The organism is Bacillus cereus group sp. BfR-BA-01524 (assembly GCF_022662595.1).
Lineage (GTDB): Bacteria > Bacillota > Bacilli > Bacillales > Bacillaceae_G > Bacillus_A > Bacillus_A thuringiensis_S.
Map to the genome: position 1 here is coordinate 1 of NZ_JAKUDW010000048.1, position 16,044 is coordinate 16,044.

A 16,044-nucleotide genomic window follows, 5' to 3' on the forward strand; every position below is an offset into this window, starting at 1 on the left:
TATATCAACGATTTTTTCATTATATCGACGCTTCGACACAAGATATCGATTTACCGACATTCTTCGACACTCAAAACGCACAACATACCCTAGCCCCCAAGCAACTTACTGCCGAACTCTACGATTAAAAAGATAATTAATAGGATCGCGAGTATCTTTAATGCTACATATGCTACTTTAAAAACAACATAAATGAGCAAGACTATCAAAATAATTGATAAAATTTCCATATTTACTTCCTCCAAGCTTTGCTCTTCTTATCTCATTTTACTCGCCCTAGGCTGTTTATGGAACGGCATAAGATGACATATAAAAAAGAGGATACCTCACCCATCGTAAGATACCCTCTCTTTCAGCTGCTTAAACCATTCTCTTTCTAATTGTAAATATCCCATCTCACTCTTCTCGGCGCTCTTTAATTCTTGATCAGCTTTCTTCATATAAGTACGGGACGCTTCCATATTGCCCTCTACATATTTAATAATTCCTTGTGTACGGTAATATCCACTTAGGTCCATTTTTGTAATAGCCTTTGCATGTTCCTTTGCTTCTTGCAAAGAAAGACTATCCATCTGATAAAGGGCTTTATATAAAAGATACCAACTATGAAAACTACTAACGAAAAACTTATTTTCTTTCGTTACAGGTAGTTGAACAATTCGTTCTATATACGGTATCGCTCTTTCCATTCCCTCTTGATCTGCACGAGCAAAAAAGACGAGCATAAGTCTACTCATTATCTCTCTTATCCCTTTATTCTCTTTTATTTTCTCCTCACTCAATTCTACTAATCTTTCATCCCAATCTTTCGGTCTTTTATAACTAAATAACTCACTCGATATTTGAATCTCATATAAGTGATTTCTAGCTCTTTCATCATCTTTAATTAAAATAAGAAATTGCATCCCATCACTCATAAGCATTCCTTTTATCGGCACAATTGTAACCGCAAAGATTGCAAAATGGAAAAAGGAAAAATATAAAAGATATTGATAATAACTCACCATGTATATGTAACCGGAAGTAATACCAAATAGTAAACTCGTAATCGGTCCACCTAAAGTGAGCCACGCCCACTTTTTCGAAAGATTCGGTGTCTCTATAGAAGGTGGTACTAGTGTTGCAACGCCTCCAAAGTACGCCCATAATTTATTTTCTCGAATGCGTAATTTCCCCTTTTCTTTTTGAATAGTAATGGGTCCTACTGTCATAAATTTAAATGTCAAACCACCTATTACACCAAATACTACATGTCCTAGCTCATGAATGGCTAACACTAACAATGAAATTCCAACTATTGTCCATAGGTTCAAAATTACTTCTAATTTCTCAGTTCGAATTACTACGTATAAAATGGACAAAACTAACGCCGCCGTCATGGAACCAGCTGGCCTTCTTAAAATATCCACCTTTTTCTCCCCTTAATAAATCATTTTTCTCTGCATTTCGTACATGAATTTTCCGAGATGCAATATCCAAATAAATGAGATTAAACCAATTAACACAAAATCGATATCACTAGCCGCTGTATATATAACGGCCGCCCACCATACATATGCCAATATTGTATTCGTAAATTCATACGCTTTATATCCAGCCTCATGCACAATGTGCTTTAATCCTTCATCTGCGTTTTTCGTCCACATTTTCATAGATTCCATATACGTTACACCTTGTTCAGGATATAGCTTGTTATAACGATTTTTTGTTATGAGTCCGATAATTACTACAGTAGTTAAACAAAGAATAGAAACTACTAAATTCCACACCGCAAATGAAACATTTGTATCCTGCAACAATGCACGTCTACATGTAATAACTGCATATACAAACCATGCCTGCGTAACTATATCACCTACACGTAAATATATACTTATAATGCCTAATTTCCTACCTTGTACGCTCTCTTCTTCATCGCGTGCCTCTGCTAACATACGTGTATTCTTCCAAGTATAGTACATCATTAAGATTCCAAAAATAGTACATATACCTATAAATGTATTAGATGATAATTTTCTCGGTTCATCCGAGAGTAAATTTAAAGCTATATAAGACGTTAAAAAGCCACCCATCATACTTACTGCTATTTTCCCCACAGAATCAAATTGTTTTTTTCGCTTACTCTTCATCGTCCTCTTCCCCCTCTACTAACGTAAATATTTCCTCCACTGGTACATTGAAAATTTGTGCGATTTTTAACGACAATACAATAGATGGTGCATAATCCCCACGCTCAATTAAACTAATCGTTTGCCGTGATGATCCAATCACTTTTCCTAAATCCCCTTGTGATAAACGATGCTTTGCTCGCAATTCCCTCACTCGATTTTGAAGCTTCATGTCTTCCCTCTTTTTCATTTATTTAATTAAAATTGTAAATAATATCCTTATACTTGTCAATTATAATTGTCATTTTGACGTTAATAATTGACAATTATAAAGATGTATTATGTTGGAAATAACCTATATAATGAATGTGAAATATTAAACAAAGGAAGTGACATATGAATAAAATATCTACTTTTCCCTATATTCTTACTAAGCTTACAGCGACTTTCTTGTTATTATTACTTATTAGTATGCTTCTCTTAACAACTAATCAACAGACATTATATAGTTTCTTAGCTGGATTACGAGAACTACTATATGTTCCCTTCGTTCCTATTCTTGCGGCATATGCAATTTTTTGTTCTATTTGCATCGATAAATTGAAATTAAAAACACATACAAGACTGAAGACATTATGCCTTTATATTTTTTGCGGCTATTTATTTTCTCTTCCATTCCTAATATTTAAAGAAGCTAGTCTAATACAGTTCTTGTTTCTCGGATCAATTGGAGCAGTGTGTTCTCTTTTTTTCTACCTATGTACAGTTATAGCAACAAAATTTAAGTGGATACAATATGTCGTGCCAGGCATTATGCTTATTATATTTATCACAATCAACTTTATCGATTTAGAAAAGGTTGGAACATCAAAAGAACAATGGATCGAAACAAAAACAGAAAACTCTTTCGAAGCATCTTTTCAACATTTTAGCGGTGAACATAGAGTCCCAATTGAGCTAAGACGAGGTGACATATTAGAATTTACCATTGAATCACGAGCTGAAAATCCGGATGGCTACATGGAAGAAGTAAAAATGACCAGTGAGTTTCAAGAGGAAGAAAATTATTTAGCCCCAACTGGCCCTAATACATATCATTTCGCAGCAATTAAGACAGGAACTTATTACATTATAGTTAGCGGAAATCAGCTAAAAGGAAAGTTAAAAATAAATTGGAACATAAAATAAAAAAGGCAGTGCTTTTGCACTGCTTTCCTAAATTCTGACATAGAATGGATTTCATATTAGCTTGCGTTTTGTAGTAATACTCGTTTTAACTGCTTACGGAAACGAATACCTAACGTAACCGCTACAATCACAATAACTCCAAAAATGATTTTACCGATATGACCTTCTAGCACTCCAAAGATATCATGTAAGTTTCCACCTAACCAGTAACCACCGATTAAGAAGAATGATACCCAAAATAGAGCGCCTGAATAAATTGTAATGGCAAAACGACGGAATGGTAAATTAATAATTCCTGCAAAGTATCCTGTGAAATGACGTACACCAGGAATAAAGAAACCAATAAAAATTAAGAAGTACCCATACTTATCAAACCACATTCTCGTTAAGTCAATTTTTCTTTGTGTTAAAAATACGTATTTCCCATACTTTTGAATGAAAGGCATACCTAATTTATTTCCTAAAAAGTATTGAATCGTCATTCCTACACTTGTCCCAATAAAGGATAGAATAATTAAAATCGGTAAACTTAAATCACCCTTATGTGCTAAAAATCCCGCATATGCTAACGTTGGCTCTCCCGGAAACGGAAGTGCAATATATTCTAACAGCAAACCTACAAGTACAACATAGTACCCGTATTGCTGAAATAATTCATGAATCCATTCCATGTCATCTCTCCTTTCAATCACGTACAACTTCTTACTATTATTGTATAAAAAAATTGTCGAAATAACTATCACAATAGCTTACATTTTTATTACATTTTTGTAAGGGTCACACTAATGATTTCAGTTCTTTATTAAGTAGCTAAAAGCATTTTTTAAGTCGAAATAACAAAAAGACGCAATAATAATATACAAATTTTATCCATTTTTTAACACTAAAAAACCCCTCTTATTTTGTTCTCAATAAAAAACCACCACAAACTCATGCTAACTTCATATTAGCTTCATATACGTATTGTAAGATTATATCGGAATTTGTTGAAAAATTTAACTAATATATGACTAAGCATTAATTTGAATAAATATAAGTCGTTTTTCGAAATTGAAAAAAGGGTGAATACGAAATGGAAGCATATAAAATGCACGATTTTATTAATACAAATGTTGAATCTCATCAAAATGAAACCGTTTTTAATTTACACATATGTGAAACAAGTGAATTTGACGTAAGTTTAACAAAATCTACAACACTATCTTTTATCGTTTCAAAAAAGAATATTAAAATTGTCACGAAAAAATGGACTAACTCAAACCAAGAAAGCATGATTGGCAAAAGCTACATCATTCCAACGAAAGCTTTTCACTATTTCTTACCAATTATTTCTGAAAATGAAGATGAGCTAAATATTCAAGTTCAAAGTTTTGGACTACGTGGTGAGCTTTTATTAAACGAAAGATTACTTATTGATAAAAACAACAAACACAACAGCAAAATCACTACATTCTTTGAAACATTAGATGAAAATGTAAATAAAGCATTACGAGGATTACAACTTCATTGTATGTAAGACTATTACGATAGTAAAAGGAGAATAACAATGAAAAAATTATTATTAAGCGCACTATTATCATTAGGATTTTTAACTCTTCCATTCGCTAGCGCAGAGGCTGCTACAACGAAAGATCAATTAATCGTAGACACTCAGTTAAATAAAATGGATTATTATCAGGATGGAAAATTTATAAAAAGTTTTACTGTCGCTACTGGAAAAGCTGCAACGCCTACACCTAAAGGCACTTTTCAAATCGTAAATAAAATTAAAAACCGCCCTTATTATACAGGCAAAATTAAAGGCGGCGATCCACGTAATCCACTTGGTGACCGTTGGCTTGGATTAAATATGGCAGGAACTTACGGAACAACTTATGCGATTCACGGAACTAACAATAATCAAGCAATCGGCAAATGGACAACACTTGGTTGTATTCGTATGTATAATAATGATATACACTGGTTATTTGAGCGCGTTCAGCAGCAAGCTACTGTCACTGTAAAATAGCCTAAAAACAAGATTTATGTGTAGCCAAGAATTTTATGTCTTGGCTTATTTTATTTATTCATTTACAGTAGCAAAACAACTGTATTTACATATATAATAGGAATAGATTTGATTAGCTAATATCTAAACATTGATAAACGTAGATATTAAAATTATACAGTTATAATATTTTATAAATTTTATAATACATACTATAATAGAACTACTGTAATTCTGAACTATTCAGTAACACTAAACTATTCCCCTTGCTACCTTCATGATTATTTTATAGCGGGGGCTTATTATATGTATAAACAATCTGAGTCACTCGAAAAATGATGAATTCGAATATTGCAGTAAAAAGCGTTATTTAGGAGGTGTTACTATGACGCATATACTGGTGATTGAAGACAACCCAGATATACAAGAACTTATTCGTGAATTTCTAATGGCACAAAACTTTACCGTTGATGTAGTTGGTGCTGGAACAGAAGGTATTCTTCTTTTCCAAAAAAATTCATATGATCTTGTCCTCCTCGATGTAATGTTACCAGATATAGATGGCTATAGTATTTGTAAAATTATGCGAGGACAATCTGATGTACCAATCATTATGTTAACAGGCTTACATAATGAAGAAAGTGAAATTAAAGGATTTGAGTTAGGTATTGATGACTATATTACGAAACCGTTCCATTACACTGTATTTATTAAGCGTGTAGAGGCTGTATTAAGAAGGGCAGCAACGAAGGAAGCAGAAGCTGCAACTATACTACAATTCCATGAATTGATGTTAAACTCTACAGCATATGCAGCTTATGTTCATGGTAATCAAATTGAATTGACAACAAAAGAATTTGAAATTATTTATACTTTACTGCAAAATCGAGGAAAAGTATTATCAAGAAGTGATTTGTTGAATAAGGTATGGGGCTATGAACATTATGGTGATGTAAGAGTTATAGATACACATATTAAAAACTTAAGAAAAAAATTAGGAATTACTTATATTAAAACGGTGAAAGGTATTGGCTACAAAATCGAATCGTAGTAAAGACAACATCACCAAAAATATTTTCATCAAAACCTTATTATTTTGTATTCTTTTATCACTTTGTCTTTATCAAATTATTTACTTTCTAGCTTCAAACTACGATAAAGAACGTTTTGCGAAAGAAAATGGAACGCCGACTACAGAACAGGCGGATTCAGATAAGCAAAACGATCAAAGTAAAACGAATCAAGATAAAGCTGTGTCAGAAGGGAACATTTCTAATTTCCAATCTTCTATTGTAGATTATAAATCTCTTTCTACAGCTATCAATCACCTTTTGCAGCCTAGCCAAACTGCAAAAGCAAAAGAACATACACAAAACCTTTCGGGGAAAAATAGCACTTCTAATCAGCTTACAGAAGCAGAAAAGAAAGCCGCTAATAATGATGCCTTACATACACAAAATGCAGCAAGTAAAACAAATGATACAAATGATAATCCAAAGTTAGCAGATGCGTTGCAGCAGTTAGCTCCACAGGTTGGCGCGACAATGCTTGCATTATCTCTACTCGGATCTTTAATGTACGCAAAACTAATTGCTAAACCTTTTCAATATATGAGCGATGCTTTAAAAGATATTATGAATCTTGATTTCTCAGATAAAAAGCTCCTTAACAAAAATTCAGATCAAACAGATTTTAATTTGTCAGTAGCCGCTTCACAAGTACCAAATATTGTGAAGAATTTACATGAAAGCAATCAAGATTTAAGAAATGAGCTCAAGAAGGAACAACAATTAGAACAATCTCGTAAAGAATTTATGTCTATGGTATCCCATGAATTAAAAACACCAATCGCAGCCGTTATGGGACAACTAGATGGCATGATTCACGGAATTGGAGCTTATAAAGATAGAGATAAGTATTTGAAACGTTCCTACGAGATGATGCAAGACATTAACATATTAACGGAAAAAATGTCGGAATTATCCAAAATACAAAACCCTCAATTTAAACCGAATTTAGAAGTCATTTCTTTATCTAATATTATTGAGGATGTTATGAAGAAAGTAGATTACTTTGTATCTGTAAAACAATTAAATGTACAATCTAATATTAAACACGACGTACAAATTTTAGCTGATCCTAAATTTATTCAAACTGCTATCTTTAACATTATTTCAAATGCAATTCATTATACAATTGACCATCAGCACGTATATATAAAGCTTTATGAAAAACCAAACGGTTACGCATTAGAAGTATTAAATACAGGTTCACAAATTGATGAAGATAAACTTGCTCATTTATTTGAGCCTTTCTATCGCGCAAACCCTGATAAACACGGTTTAGTACAAGGTAGTGGTCTTGGATTATATATCGTGAAACAAATATTAGATAAACATCAGTTTCCTTACGGGATACAAAACACAGCTCAAGGTGTAAAATGCTCTATTGTATTCCCAAAAGCAATGTAACATTCGCTATAATTACATACCCCAAACTCATACTTCATGTGTGAGTGGCGGAATTTTGTAGAGTGTCTTACTCTGTTTCGTTCGCCCGTTATCCTTATTTGGATAGCGGGCGTTTTTTATTACTTAAAAGGAGGATTTTTCATGGATAAGTTTAAATATTCATTGCTCGTTTTATTCGGTGCTTGCAGCTACGGCATACTTTCAACTATTTTCAAACTCGGATTCCTAAGTGGATTTTCAGCACATCAACTACTAGGGGGACAATATGTCTTCGGATGGATTGGACTATTTCTACTCGTTCTTTTCTTTTCACGTCATAAAGTAACAAAAAAACAATTCTTTTCATTACTAACCGTCGGAACAACAATGAGTATGACTGGGATTTTCTACGCTATTTCTGTAGAAGAACTACCCGCATCTATCGCTGTCGTCCTACTCTTTCAGTTCACTTGGATTGGTGTCATTATCGAAGCAATTGCAAATCGAACATTTCCAAGCCGCGATAAGATCATATCTATCCTTATTTTATTTGCTGGTACATTGTTTGCAGGTGGTGTATTTGAAGGCCTCGGACAAAGTTTTTCTACGAAAGGGATTATCTTTGGACTATTAGCTGCTGTCTCTTTTTCATTCTATGTTTTTGCAAGCGGACGCGTTGCTACAGATGTTCCCCCTTATACGAAAAGCTTTCTTATGACAACAAGTGCGACTCTTATCGTATGCCTATTCTTCCCGCCGACCTTTTTAACAGATGGTGCCCTGCAAGCCGGTTTATGGAAATATGCTTTCTTCCTCGGATTATTCGGCGTTGTTGTACCTGTCATTTGTTTTTCAATCGGTGTACCAAAGGTTGGAACAGGACTCGGTACAATATTAGGTGCAGCTGAATTACCAACTGCTATTATCGCTTCTATTACACTTGTACATGAAGTCGTAACATTCATGCAGTGGATTGGGATTGTTTTTATATTGATTGGGATTTTCACTCCTCAGCTGCTTACAGCTAGAAAAGAAAGGAAACATAATCGCGTGCATAGCGCTTGAAAAAAATGCAGAATTTATCTGGAGGTATAAATGACTATTTTAAGCATCATATTTTTTGCTATTATGTGCATCTTCTTCCTAATAAGATATATGAAAGAAAAGAAATTTTACGATTTACTTCTCATTCCCGTTTGTATATATGCAGTAGCAGTGAAAACTCCTTTCGTAGAGTACTTAAACTTTAATACTACATTTAAAATAACGTATGATATTGCAGCTATTATTCTTGTAATCCTTGCTGTACTTTTCTTTTTGAAAGATAAGAAAGAGAATCATACTGCATAACAAAAGACCTTTCATTTACTTGAAAGGTCTTTTGTTATCTCTCATTTTACCGCTCCATATAACTTCTCTATCTCATGCTCAATTTGTTTTACATCAATTCGTTCAAATAATGGCTGTACGCTATCAATTCTATTCGGCAACGTATTTTGAGGTTCCCAATTTCGTTTAACAATCGACAATGTATTTCGAACTCTTTCACTTGAAAATGGTAAAAATGGTTCAAGGAGATTTGCAAAATTAGCAATAAGATAAACACAGTTATAAATCGTTTCTTCACATGAAACTGGATCATCTTCTCTTTGTTTCCATGGCTGCTTTTCATCAAAATATTTATTTGCAAAACGTACTGCATCAAATATTGTCTCTAACGCCACCTTAAATTTAGTTTGCTCAATCGCCTCTCCTACATTTTTATATAATCCTTCTACTTTATCTTTCAGCTCTATATCAATAGTCCCCTTTGGTACAGTGCCATCATAATATTTTTCAATAAACTTTAATGTGCGGTTCACGAAGTTTCCATATACTCCTAACAATTCACTATTATGACTGTAAATAAATTCACGCCATGAAAAATCAGTGTCACGATTTTCTGGTGCATTTACTGTTAAAAAGTAACGGATAGAATCTGGATTGTAACGTTCTAATATGTCAGGTACCCATACTGCCCAATTTTTACTTGTAGATAACTTTCTTTTCTCTACTGTTAAATACTCATTCGAAACGATATGACGCGGGATTGCTTCCTCTCCTATTCCAAGTAAAACCGCTGGCCAAATGATGGAGTGAAATGGAATATTATCCTTGCCGTGTACATAATATGTTTGCGCATCACTATTCCAAAACTCATGATCATCTTTTCCTGTTTCTTCAGCCCAATGTTTACTCGCTGAATAATATCCTGCCACTGCTTCTATCCATACGTAAATTTTCTTATCTTCATACCCTTTCACTGGAATTGGTACCCCGATTGGTAAATCTCTTGATACAGCCCTATCTTGTAACCCTTCCTTTACATATCTTTCCGTTAATTGAATTGCATTATCACGCCATGTTCCTTTTTCTTTTGCGATTTCTACAACTTGTTTAATTTGCTCCTGAAATGTATGCAATGCAAAATAGAAATGCTCTGTTTCCTCTACAGATGGCGTACTACCACATAACTTACATTTCTTTTCTAACAAATCAAGAGGATCTAAAATAGCAGAACAAGCATCGCATTGATCTCCTCTTGCTGCTTCATGGCAATGTGGACATATTCCTTCTACATAACGATCCGGTAAAAACTGCGTACACGTTTCACAATACGCTTGTTCCACTGTTTTTTTATAAATATAGCCCTCTTCTAATAAACATAAAAAAACTTTTTGAACAGTTTCATGATGATGCTCGCTATCGGTACGTGTATAGCAATCATACGTAAAACCGAGATCACGAAAACATCGCTGAAATTCTTCATGATACTTATTAGCAATTTCTTTCGCTGTCACACCTTCTTGTTTTGCTCTAATTGCAATAGGTGTTCCATTGCAGTCACTCCCTGAAACATACAGCACATTCTCACCTTTTGCCCTGTAATAACGCGCTAAAATATCTCCAGGTAATAAACTCGCAATATGGCCAAGGTGTAACGAACCATTTGCATACGGCCAAGCGCCTCCAATAAAAATACTCATCTTACATTCCTCCTTTAAAATATAAAAAGCCCCACCCCTATCTTAAAAAAGATAAGGGCGGGGCTGTATAAACAGTCGCGGTACCACCTTATTTCGCCAATTACTCACATAATTAGCCTTAACAAGTACGGAGCTCTATGCTCTTATACTGTGGTTTTGATAACGAGTACCAACTCTCGTCGCCGCCTACTATTATCATTTGATAAGTTCAGGACGAAGCTCAAAGGCCATTGTTCAAATGAATATTCTTGCTTCTTTTCAGCTACCGAAGCTCTCTGTAAAGAATATTTTCATTCTACTTTTCCTTTTCAACGCTTTTACGTATAACACGTATTTTACGACTAACTAACAAAAAAATCCAACTTTAAATCAAAAAAACAGGAAATCCCATCCTCCCGCCGAATACCTATACGTTCACAAAAGGAGTGATAACATTGAACCAAAAACAACTAAGCACTATAAATGAAAAAAGCTGGAATACAGCTGCTTATGAAGCTTGGACGAATCGCCATGGGGCACCGGAGGATTATGCGAAAAAAATCATGGAAGATCCCACACGCGAAGTAGCACATTATTTATCTTACATACAATCTCCAAAAGGAAAATGTATTATTAATTTACTCGGCTCAAAAGGAAATAAAGCTGTTGCTCTCGCCATTTTAGGCTCTGACGTAACAGTTGTTGATATTTCAGCGAGTAATGCAAAATATGCAAATGAACTTGCAGATGCCGCAGGCGTTTCTATTCATTACATCGTTTCTGATGTACTAAATGTAAATCTCTCAAAATCATTTGATATCGTATTGCTGGAGCTTGGTGTACTTCATTACTTTCTAGATTTAAAACCACTTTTCACAAAAATCTCTCAACTACTAAAGCCTGGTGGTATACTTATCCTTCGCGATTACCATCCAATATACACAAAGCTATTAGGAGTAGATCACCCATCATTTCGAGCAAGCGGAAATTATTTCGATGAAGAATTGATTGAAGATGATGTTGCTTACAGTATTCTTCTTACAGAAGCGCAGAAAGAGTCTTTACCGAAAACAACCATCCGTCGCTGGACGTTAGGAGAAATTATTACAACGCTCGCGGAAGAACATTTTAAAATTGAAAAACTAGTTGAAGAACATGGATCTCATCAAAGATGGGTCTTCCCTTCTACTGCACCAGAAGGAATCGAAGAACGTATCCCTGGTCTATATACAATAATTGCGACAGCATGCAAAAAAGGATCCCTTCACGGATAGGATCCTTTTTGCATGCTCACGCATATAAGTTGAGGTTGGAGATTACCATAATTCTGTAGAATAGGACACAAGATATTTCAACATTTCGTCTCTGACTTACGTCGTCAAAAAGGGGTATGACCAACATAACGAAGAGTAATGTTTTAGTTGATATTGATAATCGTTATCAACTAATTAGAAGTATACATGATGTTATTTCAAATTTCAATAGCATTTCTAATATTTATTTATGAATTTTATGATATGCAAATGTATACATTTTAAGAACTTTTTCTAATACCAATCTGCCCCCTTCCATTATCTGCTATAATTTTCATTGAACAGATTAATAACTTCATAATAATGTTTTTATTAATTTTGTTTTTAATATCTATAAATCATAATAAATAGTTCAAACGAGGGTAGGGGTAACGATGAAATATGTTAGTATTCGAAAAAAACTACTGTTCACACTCTTAAGCATTTCTTCTTTATTTAGCATTGCTCTTATTGTTATTCTTTCATTCGCCATGAATCAAGCAAGTGAAATCGAAACGTTAAAAAATGATGTATCGAAAAGAGCGACGATTTTAAAAGAACGTGGCGATTGGTTCCAAGCACAAGTTGCTGGTTTACAAGAATATTTGCTATCACATGATCAAAAAGGATTAGATAAGTTCAACCGAGAAGGGAAAAAATTAGCTGATACTAGAGAGAAAGTAACAAGTGACAAAAAGCTCCCAGAAGGAATGAAAGAAGCCATTTTAATGGGAGGAAAATGGCGTAGCATCATAGATAATGAGGTACTACCTCTTGCGCGTGAAGGAAAATGGGACGAAGCATCTAAAATTGCGTTAGCACAAACAGATTATGTAAATGATCTTTTAGGTCGTTTTAATAAATATACAAATGAAGAAAATGAGAAACGTGACGCATTAATTGCTGATGTCGAGTCTTCTTCATCACTTATTCAATATATTATTTTCTTCTCACTCATTACATGTACATTAACGTCTATTTTATTAGCATGGTGGTTCTCTGGTAAACTTATTAAACCAATTCGACAAATTGATGAGAAGTTAAAAGAATTAGCTTCTCAAGATGGAGATTTAACGGCTAGATTACACGTAACGAGTAAAGATGAAATTGGTGACATTGCAAATTCCTTTAATCAAATGCTCACTAACTTACAGCATATAATAAAACAAGTTCAACAAACATCAACAAGTGTAAAAGAAGCTTCCGAAAATGTATTTATCGAAACAACCGCTTCTATGGAAAATACCGCAAGGACCCAAGAGACTATGAATGCTCTTGAACACAATATTCGTTCACAAGTGTCTAGCATTGAAGAAAGTTCAACCGCAATGGATGACATGGCAACGAGTGTTCAGCGTATCGCTGAGTCCGCCTCTTCTGTTACTAGTTTAGCTGTCACAACTTCAGAAAAAGCAGATGATGGGAATAAAGTCATTGAGAAATCTATTACACAAATGCATACAATTAACGAAGCCGTTAACGCTACATCACAAGTAGTTGAGCGACTCATTACACATACAAATCATATCGATACTGCACTTCAATCTATTTCGAATATCGCCGAGCAAACAAATTTACTCGCTTTAAATGCTTCTATTGAAGCAGCTCGTGCTGGTGAACACGGCAAAGGATTCGCTGTTGTTGCCGATGAAGTTAGAAAACTTGCTGAACAATCTCAACTAGCCGCAACTGACATTAACCATTTACTTCATCAAATTCAAGCCGATACAAAAATAGCAAATGACATGATGACACAAGGTCAAGCAGAGGCTTCTGAAGGAATTACGGTTATTCGTACCGCCGGATCTTCATTCTCAGAAATTGTTAACCACATTAACAAAGTCTCTACGCAAATGCAAGAAATGTCTGCAACTGCTGAAGAGATGGCTGCAAGCTCTGAAGAAATGAACGCAGCTTTAAATAATATCGCTTCTATTTCAAACGAAGTTGCTGCAGAAACATCACAAACAGCACATTCGGCTGGTGATCAAGTAAACAAAATGAGTATCGTGGCTAACAAATCATCTGAAATGAAAACAATCGTACAAGAACTTGAAGTTCTCGTTTCTCATTTCAAAACAAACGCTTAAAGTGAAAATGACACGAGCTCAAAGGTATAGGAAAGCAAGTTTTACAGTCTCTCTTTTTTCACTTTAAAATATCTCTTTCTATCTCTCATTCCGTCTGCTATAATTCCTAAAGGAAATAAGAAAGCTTTATTCCAACTGGAGTAAAGCTTTCTTTCAATTTTTTACATTTATTAATTCTAATACTAAGATTTCACAAAGGAGGCTTTTTATTATATGAATTTTGTAAGTATCAGAAAAAAACTTATGTTCATGATGGGAACGATTTGCGCTTTATTCGGTATCGCCTTAGCATTTATTTTATTTTTTGCTATTGACCAATCTCGTAAAGCTGAAACATTACAAAAAGAAATTTCTCCACTGGCAACAGAATTAAAAGAGCGTGGAGACGCCTATCAAGTACAGCTCTCTGCTTTAAGAGGTTATTTACTACAACATGATCAAGTCGAATTAGACAAGTTTAATGAGATGAGTAAACGTCTTGAGGATTCAAAAGATAAACTTCTTTCTAATCCAAATGCTTCTTCGTCCGTGAAAAGCACAATGGAATTAGGGTCTACTTGGAGAAAGTTCATTGAAGAAAAAGTATTCACTCTTGCAAAAGAGCAAAAATGGGAAGAAGCTTTACAAGTAGCTTCTTCAGAAAATGGCTCTGTTTATAAAGTAATTGGTGATTTCACAAATTACAGTAATGAGCAAGCTAAATTGCGTGATCAATCTATTGAAAAAATTGATCAATCTTCACTAGGAATTGAATATGCAGTCTTTCTATCACTTGTTATTTGTATCGTCGTTGCAATTATTCTTGCATGGTGGTTCTCTGGTAAACTTGTGAAACCAATTCAACAAATTGACACGAAACTAAAAGAATTAGCCTCTCAAGAAGGTGACTTAACGGCACGTCTACAAGTAAATAGCAACGATGAAATCGGTGCTATCGCAGCATCATTTAATAAAATGTTAGAAAACCTACAACATATCATTAATCGTGTTCAAAAAACATCAGTGGAAGTACAAACCGCTTCTGAAAATATGCTAGAAAAAACGAATACATCACGCGAGGCGACAATAAGAGTCCAAAGCTCGATGTCCAACTTAAATGCAAGTATTCAATCACAAACTTCTAGTATGGAAGAAAGTTCAACTGCAATGGATGATATGGCAGTAAGTGTTCAGCGTATTGCTGAATCTGCTTCATCTGTAGCGGAACTTGCTGTTGCCACATCTGAACATGCTAGCGATGGAAGTACCGTTATCCAAAAATCTGTTTCACAAATGACAACAATACACGAAGCTGTAAATGCTACGTCAGAAGTGGTTGAACGTCTAATCACTCATACGAAATATATTGATACTGCTGTACAATCTATTTCTAATATCGCTGAGCAAACAAACTTACTTGCTTTAAATGCTTCTATTGAGGCAGCTCGTGCTGGCGAGCAAGGAAAAGGTTTTGCTGTCGTAGCTGACGAAGTTCGAAAACTTGCTGAACAATCTAAAACAGCTGCAACAGACATTAATCAATTACTACATCAAATTCAAAATGATACAGAAACTGCTAGCTCTATGATGTCTCAAGGCCGTTCTGAAGCATTTGAAGGCATTAATGTTATTCGTGAAGCTGGTACTTCTTTCTCAACAATTGTAGAACAAGTAAATAAAGTATCTACTCAAATGCAAGATATATCAGCAACTGCTGAAGAGATGGCTGCAAGTGCTGAAGAAATGAACGCTTCACTTAATAACATCGCTTCTATCTCGACTGAAGTATCCAGCGAAACCGCCGCAACAGCACAATCTGCTGAACAGAAAGTTATCGTTATGAATGAAATGACAGTAACTGCTGGAAAAATGAAACAAACAGTTGCAGAGTTAGATCAACTCGTATCTCATTTTAAAACAGAATAGCTTTTCAAAAAATATCCCC

General features: G+C 34.5%; 16 protein-coding genes and 1 other annotated feature. Of the genes, 10 read left to right on the forward strand and 6 right to left on the reverse strand.

Annotated features, from left to right (window positions below; all coding sequences use genetic code 11):
• Positions 1-89: 89 nt before the first annotated feature.
• From MR170_RS17710 to MR170_RS17725, 4 genes are all read right to left on the reverse strand, one after another.
• Positions 90-230 carry a DUF3985 family protein gene (locus MR170_RS17710; protein WP_000404758.1) on the reverse strand — a complete coding sequence of 47 codons (141 nt, stop codon included), beginning with the start codon at positions 228-230 and terminating at the stop codon, positions 90-92.
• A 96-nt stretch (positions 231-326) separates the two neighbouring features.
• A complete protein-coding gene (locus tag MR170_RS17715) occupies positions 327-1,379 on the reverse strand; it encodes a zinc metalloprotease (protein ID WP_242308814.1) in 1,053 nt (350 codons plus the stop codon).
• A 42-nt stretch (positions 1,380-1,421) separates the two neighbouring features.
• A complete protein-coding gene (locus MR170_RS17720; RefSeq protein WP_000837722.1) occupies positions 1,422-2,129 on the reverse strand; it encodes a DUF3169 family protein in 708 nt (235 codons plus the stop codon).
• The gene (locus MR170_RS17725) at positions 2,119-2,340 is read right to left on the reverse strand and encodes a helix-turn-helix transcriptional regulator (protein ID WP_000776173.1); all 222 of its coding nucleotides are present in this window, start codon (positions 2,338-2,340) and stop codon (positions 2,119-2,121) included. The genes MR170_RS17720 and MR170_RS17725 overlap by 11 nt, the downstream gene beginning before the upstream one ends.
• Before the next feature lie 164 nt (positions 2,341-2,504).
• On the opposite strand from MR170_RS17725, the gene MR170_RS17730 reads away from it, so the two are divergent.
• Entirely contained in the window at positions 2,505-3,296 is a 792-nt protein-coding gene (locus MR170_RS17730) for a hypothetical protein (RefSeq protein WP_242308796.1), read from the forward strand.
• A 56-nt stretch (positions 3,297-3,352) separates the two neighbouring features.
• Here the strand turns inward: MR170_RS17730 and MR170_RS17735 are convergent, their stop codons facing one another.
• Positions 3,353-3,967, reverse strand: coding sequence for a DedA family protein (locus tag MR170_RS17735; protein WP_000454754.1), 615 nt, complete (start codon positions 3,965-3,967; stop codon positions 3,353-3,355).
• 401 nt (positions 3,968-4,368) lie between these two features.
• Here MR170_RS17735 and MR170_RS17740 point away from each other — a divergent pair, with 401 nt between their 5' ends.
• The 6 genes from MR170_RS17740 to MR170_RS17765 all read left to right on the forward strand — a co-directional run bounded on the left by MR170_RS17740 (position 4,369) and on the right by MR170_RS17765 (position 9,083).
• Positions 4,369-4,812 (forward strand): DUF3978 family protein, encoded by a 444-nt coding sequence (locus tag MR170_RS17740; protein WP_000388762.1) that lies wholly within the window; start codon positions 4,369-4,371, stop codon positions 4,810-4,812.
• 30 nt (positions 4,813-4,842) lie between these two features.
• The gene (locus MR170_RS17745) at positions 4,843-5,304 is read left to right on the forward strand and encodes a L,D-transpeptidase (RefSeq protein WP_000735058.1); all 462 of its coding nucleotides are present in this window, start codon (positions 4,843-4,845) and stop codon (positions 5,302-5,304) included.
• A gap of 364 nt (positions 5,305-5,668) precedes the next feature.
• Complete coding sequence (locus MR170_RS17750) at positions 5,669-6,334, forward strand: response regulator transcription factor (protein WP_000148834.1); 666 nt, start codon at positions 5,669-5,671, stop codon at positions 6,332-6,334.
• Positions 6,312-7,754, forward strand: a complete 1,443-nt coding sequence (locus MR170_RS17755; protein WP_029443545.1) for a sensor histidine kinase — start codon at positions 6,312-6,314, stop codon at positions 7,752-7,754. The genes MR170_RS17750 and MR170_RS17755 overlap by 23 nt, the downstream gene beginning before the upstream one ends.
• Before the next feature lie 141 nt (positions 7,755-7,895).
• Positions 7,896-8,798 carry an EamA family transporter gene (locus MR170_RS17760; protein ID WP_048563735.1) on the forward strand — a complete coding sequence of 301 codons (903 nt, stop codon included), beginning with the start codon at positions 7,896-7,898 and terminating at the stop codon, positions 8,796-8,798.
• Between the two features lie 30 nt (positions 8,799-8,828).
• Positions 8,829-9,083 (forward strand): hypothetical protein, encoded by a 255-nt coding sequence (locus MR170_RS17765; protein WP_242308797.1) that lies wholly within the window; start codon positions 8,829-8,831, stop codon positions 9,081-9,083.
• Between the two features lie 41 nt (positions 9,084-9,124).
• Here the strand turns inward: MR170_RS17765 and metG are convergent, their stop codons facing one another.
• Positions 9,125-10,759 (reverse strand): methionine--tRNA ligase, encoded by a 1,635-nt coding sequence (gene metG / locus MR170_RS17770; protein ID WP_242308798.1) that lies wholly within the window; start codon positions 10,757-10,759, stop codon positions 9,125-9,127.
• A gap of 50 nt (positions 10,760-10,809) precedes the next feature.
• Positions 10,810-11,080: a binding site (T-box leader), on the reverse strand.
• A gap of 113 nt (positions 11,081-11,193) precedes the next feature.
• Here metG and MR170_RS17775 point away from each other — a divergent pair.
• From MR170_RS17775 to MR170_RS17785, 3 genes are all read left to right on the forward strand, one after another.
• Positions 11,194-12,012 (forward strand): class I SAM-dependent methyltransferase, encoded by an 819-nt coding sequence (locus MR170_RS17775; RefSeq protein ID WP_242308799.1) that lies wholly within the window; start codon positions 11,194-11,196, stop codon positions 12,010-12,012.
• Between the two features lie 413 nt (positions 12,013-12,425).
• Entirely contained in the window at positions 12,426-14,120 is a 1,695-nt protein-coding gene (locus MR170_RS17780; RefSeq protein ID WP_242308800.1) for a methyl-accepting chemotaxis protein, read from the forward strand.
• A 213-nt stretch (positions 14,121-14,333) separates the two neighbouring features.
• Positions 14,334-16,025 (forward strand): methyl-accepting chemotaxis protein, encoded by a 1,692-nt coding sequence (locus MR170_RS17785; RefSeq protein ID WP_016079805.1) that lies wholly within the window; start codon positions 14,334-14,336, stop codon positions 16,023-16,025.
• Positions 16,026-16,044: the final 19 nt, after the last annotated feature.

Coding starts and splice junctions, on each gene's coding strand:
- MR170_RS17735 (WP_000454754.1), bottom strand. CDS start 3,967: ATGGAATGGATTCATGAATTATTTCAGCAATACGGGTACTATGTTGTA.
- MR170_RS17715 (WP_242308814.1), bottom strand. CDS start 1,379: ATGACGGCGGCGTTAGTTTTGTCCATTTTATACGTAGTAATTCGAACT.
- MR170_RS17745 (WP_000735058.1), top strand. CDS start 4,843: ATGAAAAAATTATTATTAAGCGCACTATTATCATTAGGATTTTTAACT.
- MR170_RS17740 (WP_000388762.1), top strand. CDS start 4,369: ATGGAAGCATATAAAATGCACGATTTTATTAATACAAATGTTGAATCT.
- MR170_RS17730 (WP_242308796.1), top strand. CDS start 2,505: ATGAATAAAATATCTACTTTTCCCTATATTCTTACTAAGCTTACAGCG.
- MR170_RS17725 (WP_000776173.1), bottom strand. CDS start 2,340: ATGAAGCTTCAAAATCGAGTGAGGGAATTGCGAGCAAAGCATCGTTTA.
- MR170_RS17785 (WP_016079805.1), top strand. CDS start 14,334: ATGAATTTTGTAAGTATCAGAAAAAAACTTATGTTCATGATGGGAACG.
- metG (WP_242308798.1), bottom strand. CDS start 10,759: ATGAGTATTTTTATTGGAGGCGCTTGGCCGTATGCAAATGGTTCGTTA.
- MR170_RS17765 (WP_242308797.1), top strand. CDS start 8,829: ATGACTATTTTAAGCATCATATTTTTTGCTATTATGTGCATCTTCTTC.
- MR170_RS17710 (WP_000404758.1), bottom strand. CDS start 230: ATGGAAATTTTATCAATTATTTTGATAGTCTTGCTCATTTATGTTGTT.
- MR170_RS17780 (WP_242308800.1), top strand. CDS start 12,426: ATGAAATATGTTAGTATTCGAAAAAAACTACTGTTCACACTCTTAAGC.
- MR170_RS17750 (WP_000148834.1), top strand. CDS start 5,669: ATGACGCATATACTGGTGATTGAAGACAACCCAGATATACAAGAACTT.
- MR170_RS17720 (WP_000837722.1), bottom strand. CDS start 2,129: ATGAAGAGTAAGCGAAAAAAACAATTTGATTCTGTGGGGAAAATAGCA.
- MR170_RS17760 (WP_048563735.1), top strand. CDS start 7,896: ATGGATAAGTTTAAATATTCATTGCTCGTTTTATTCGGTGCTTGCAGC.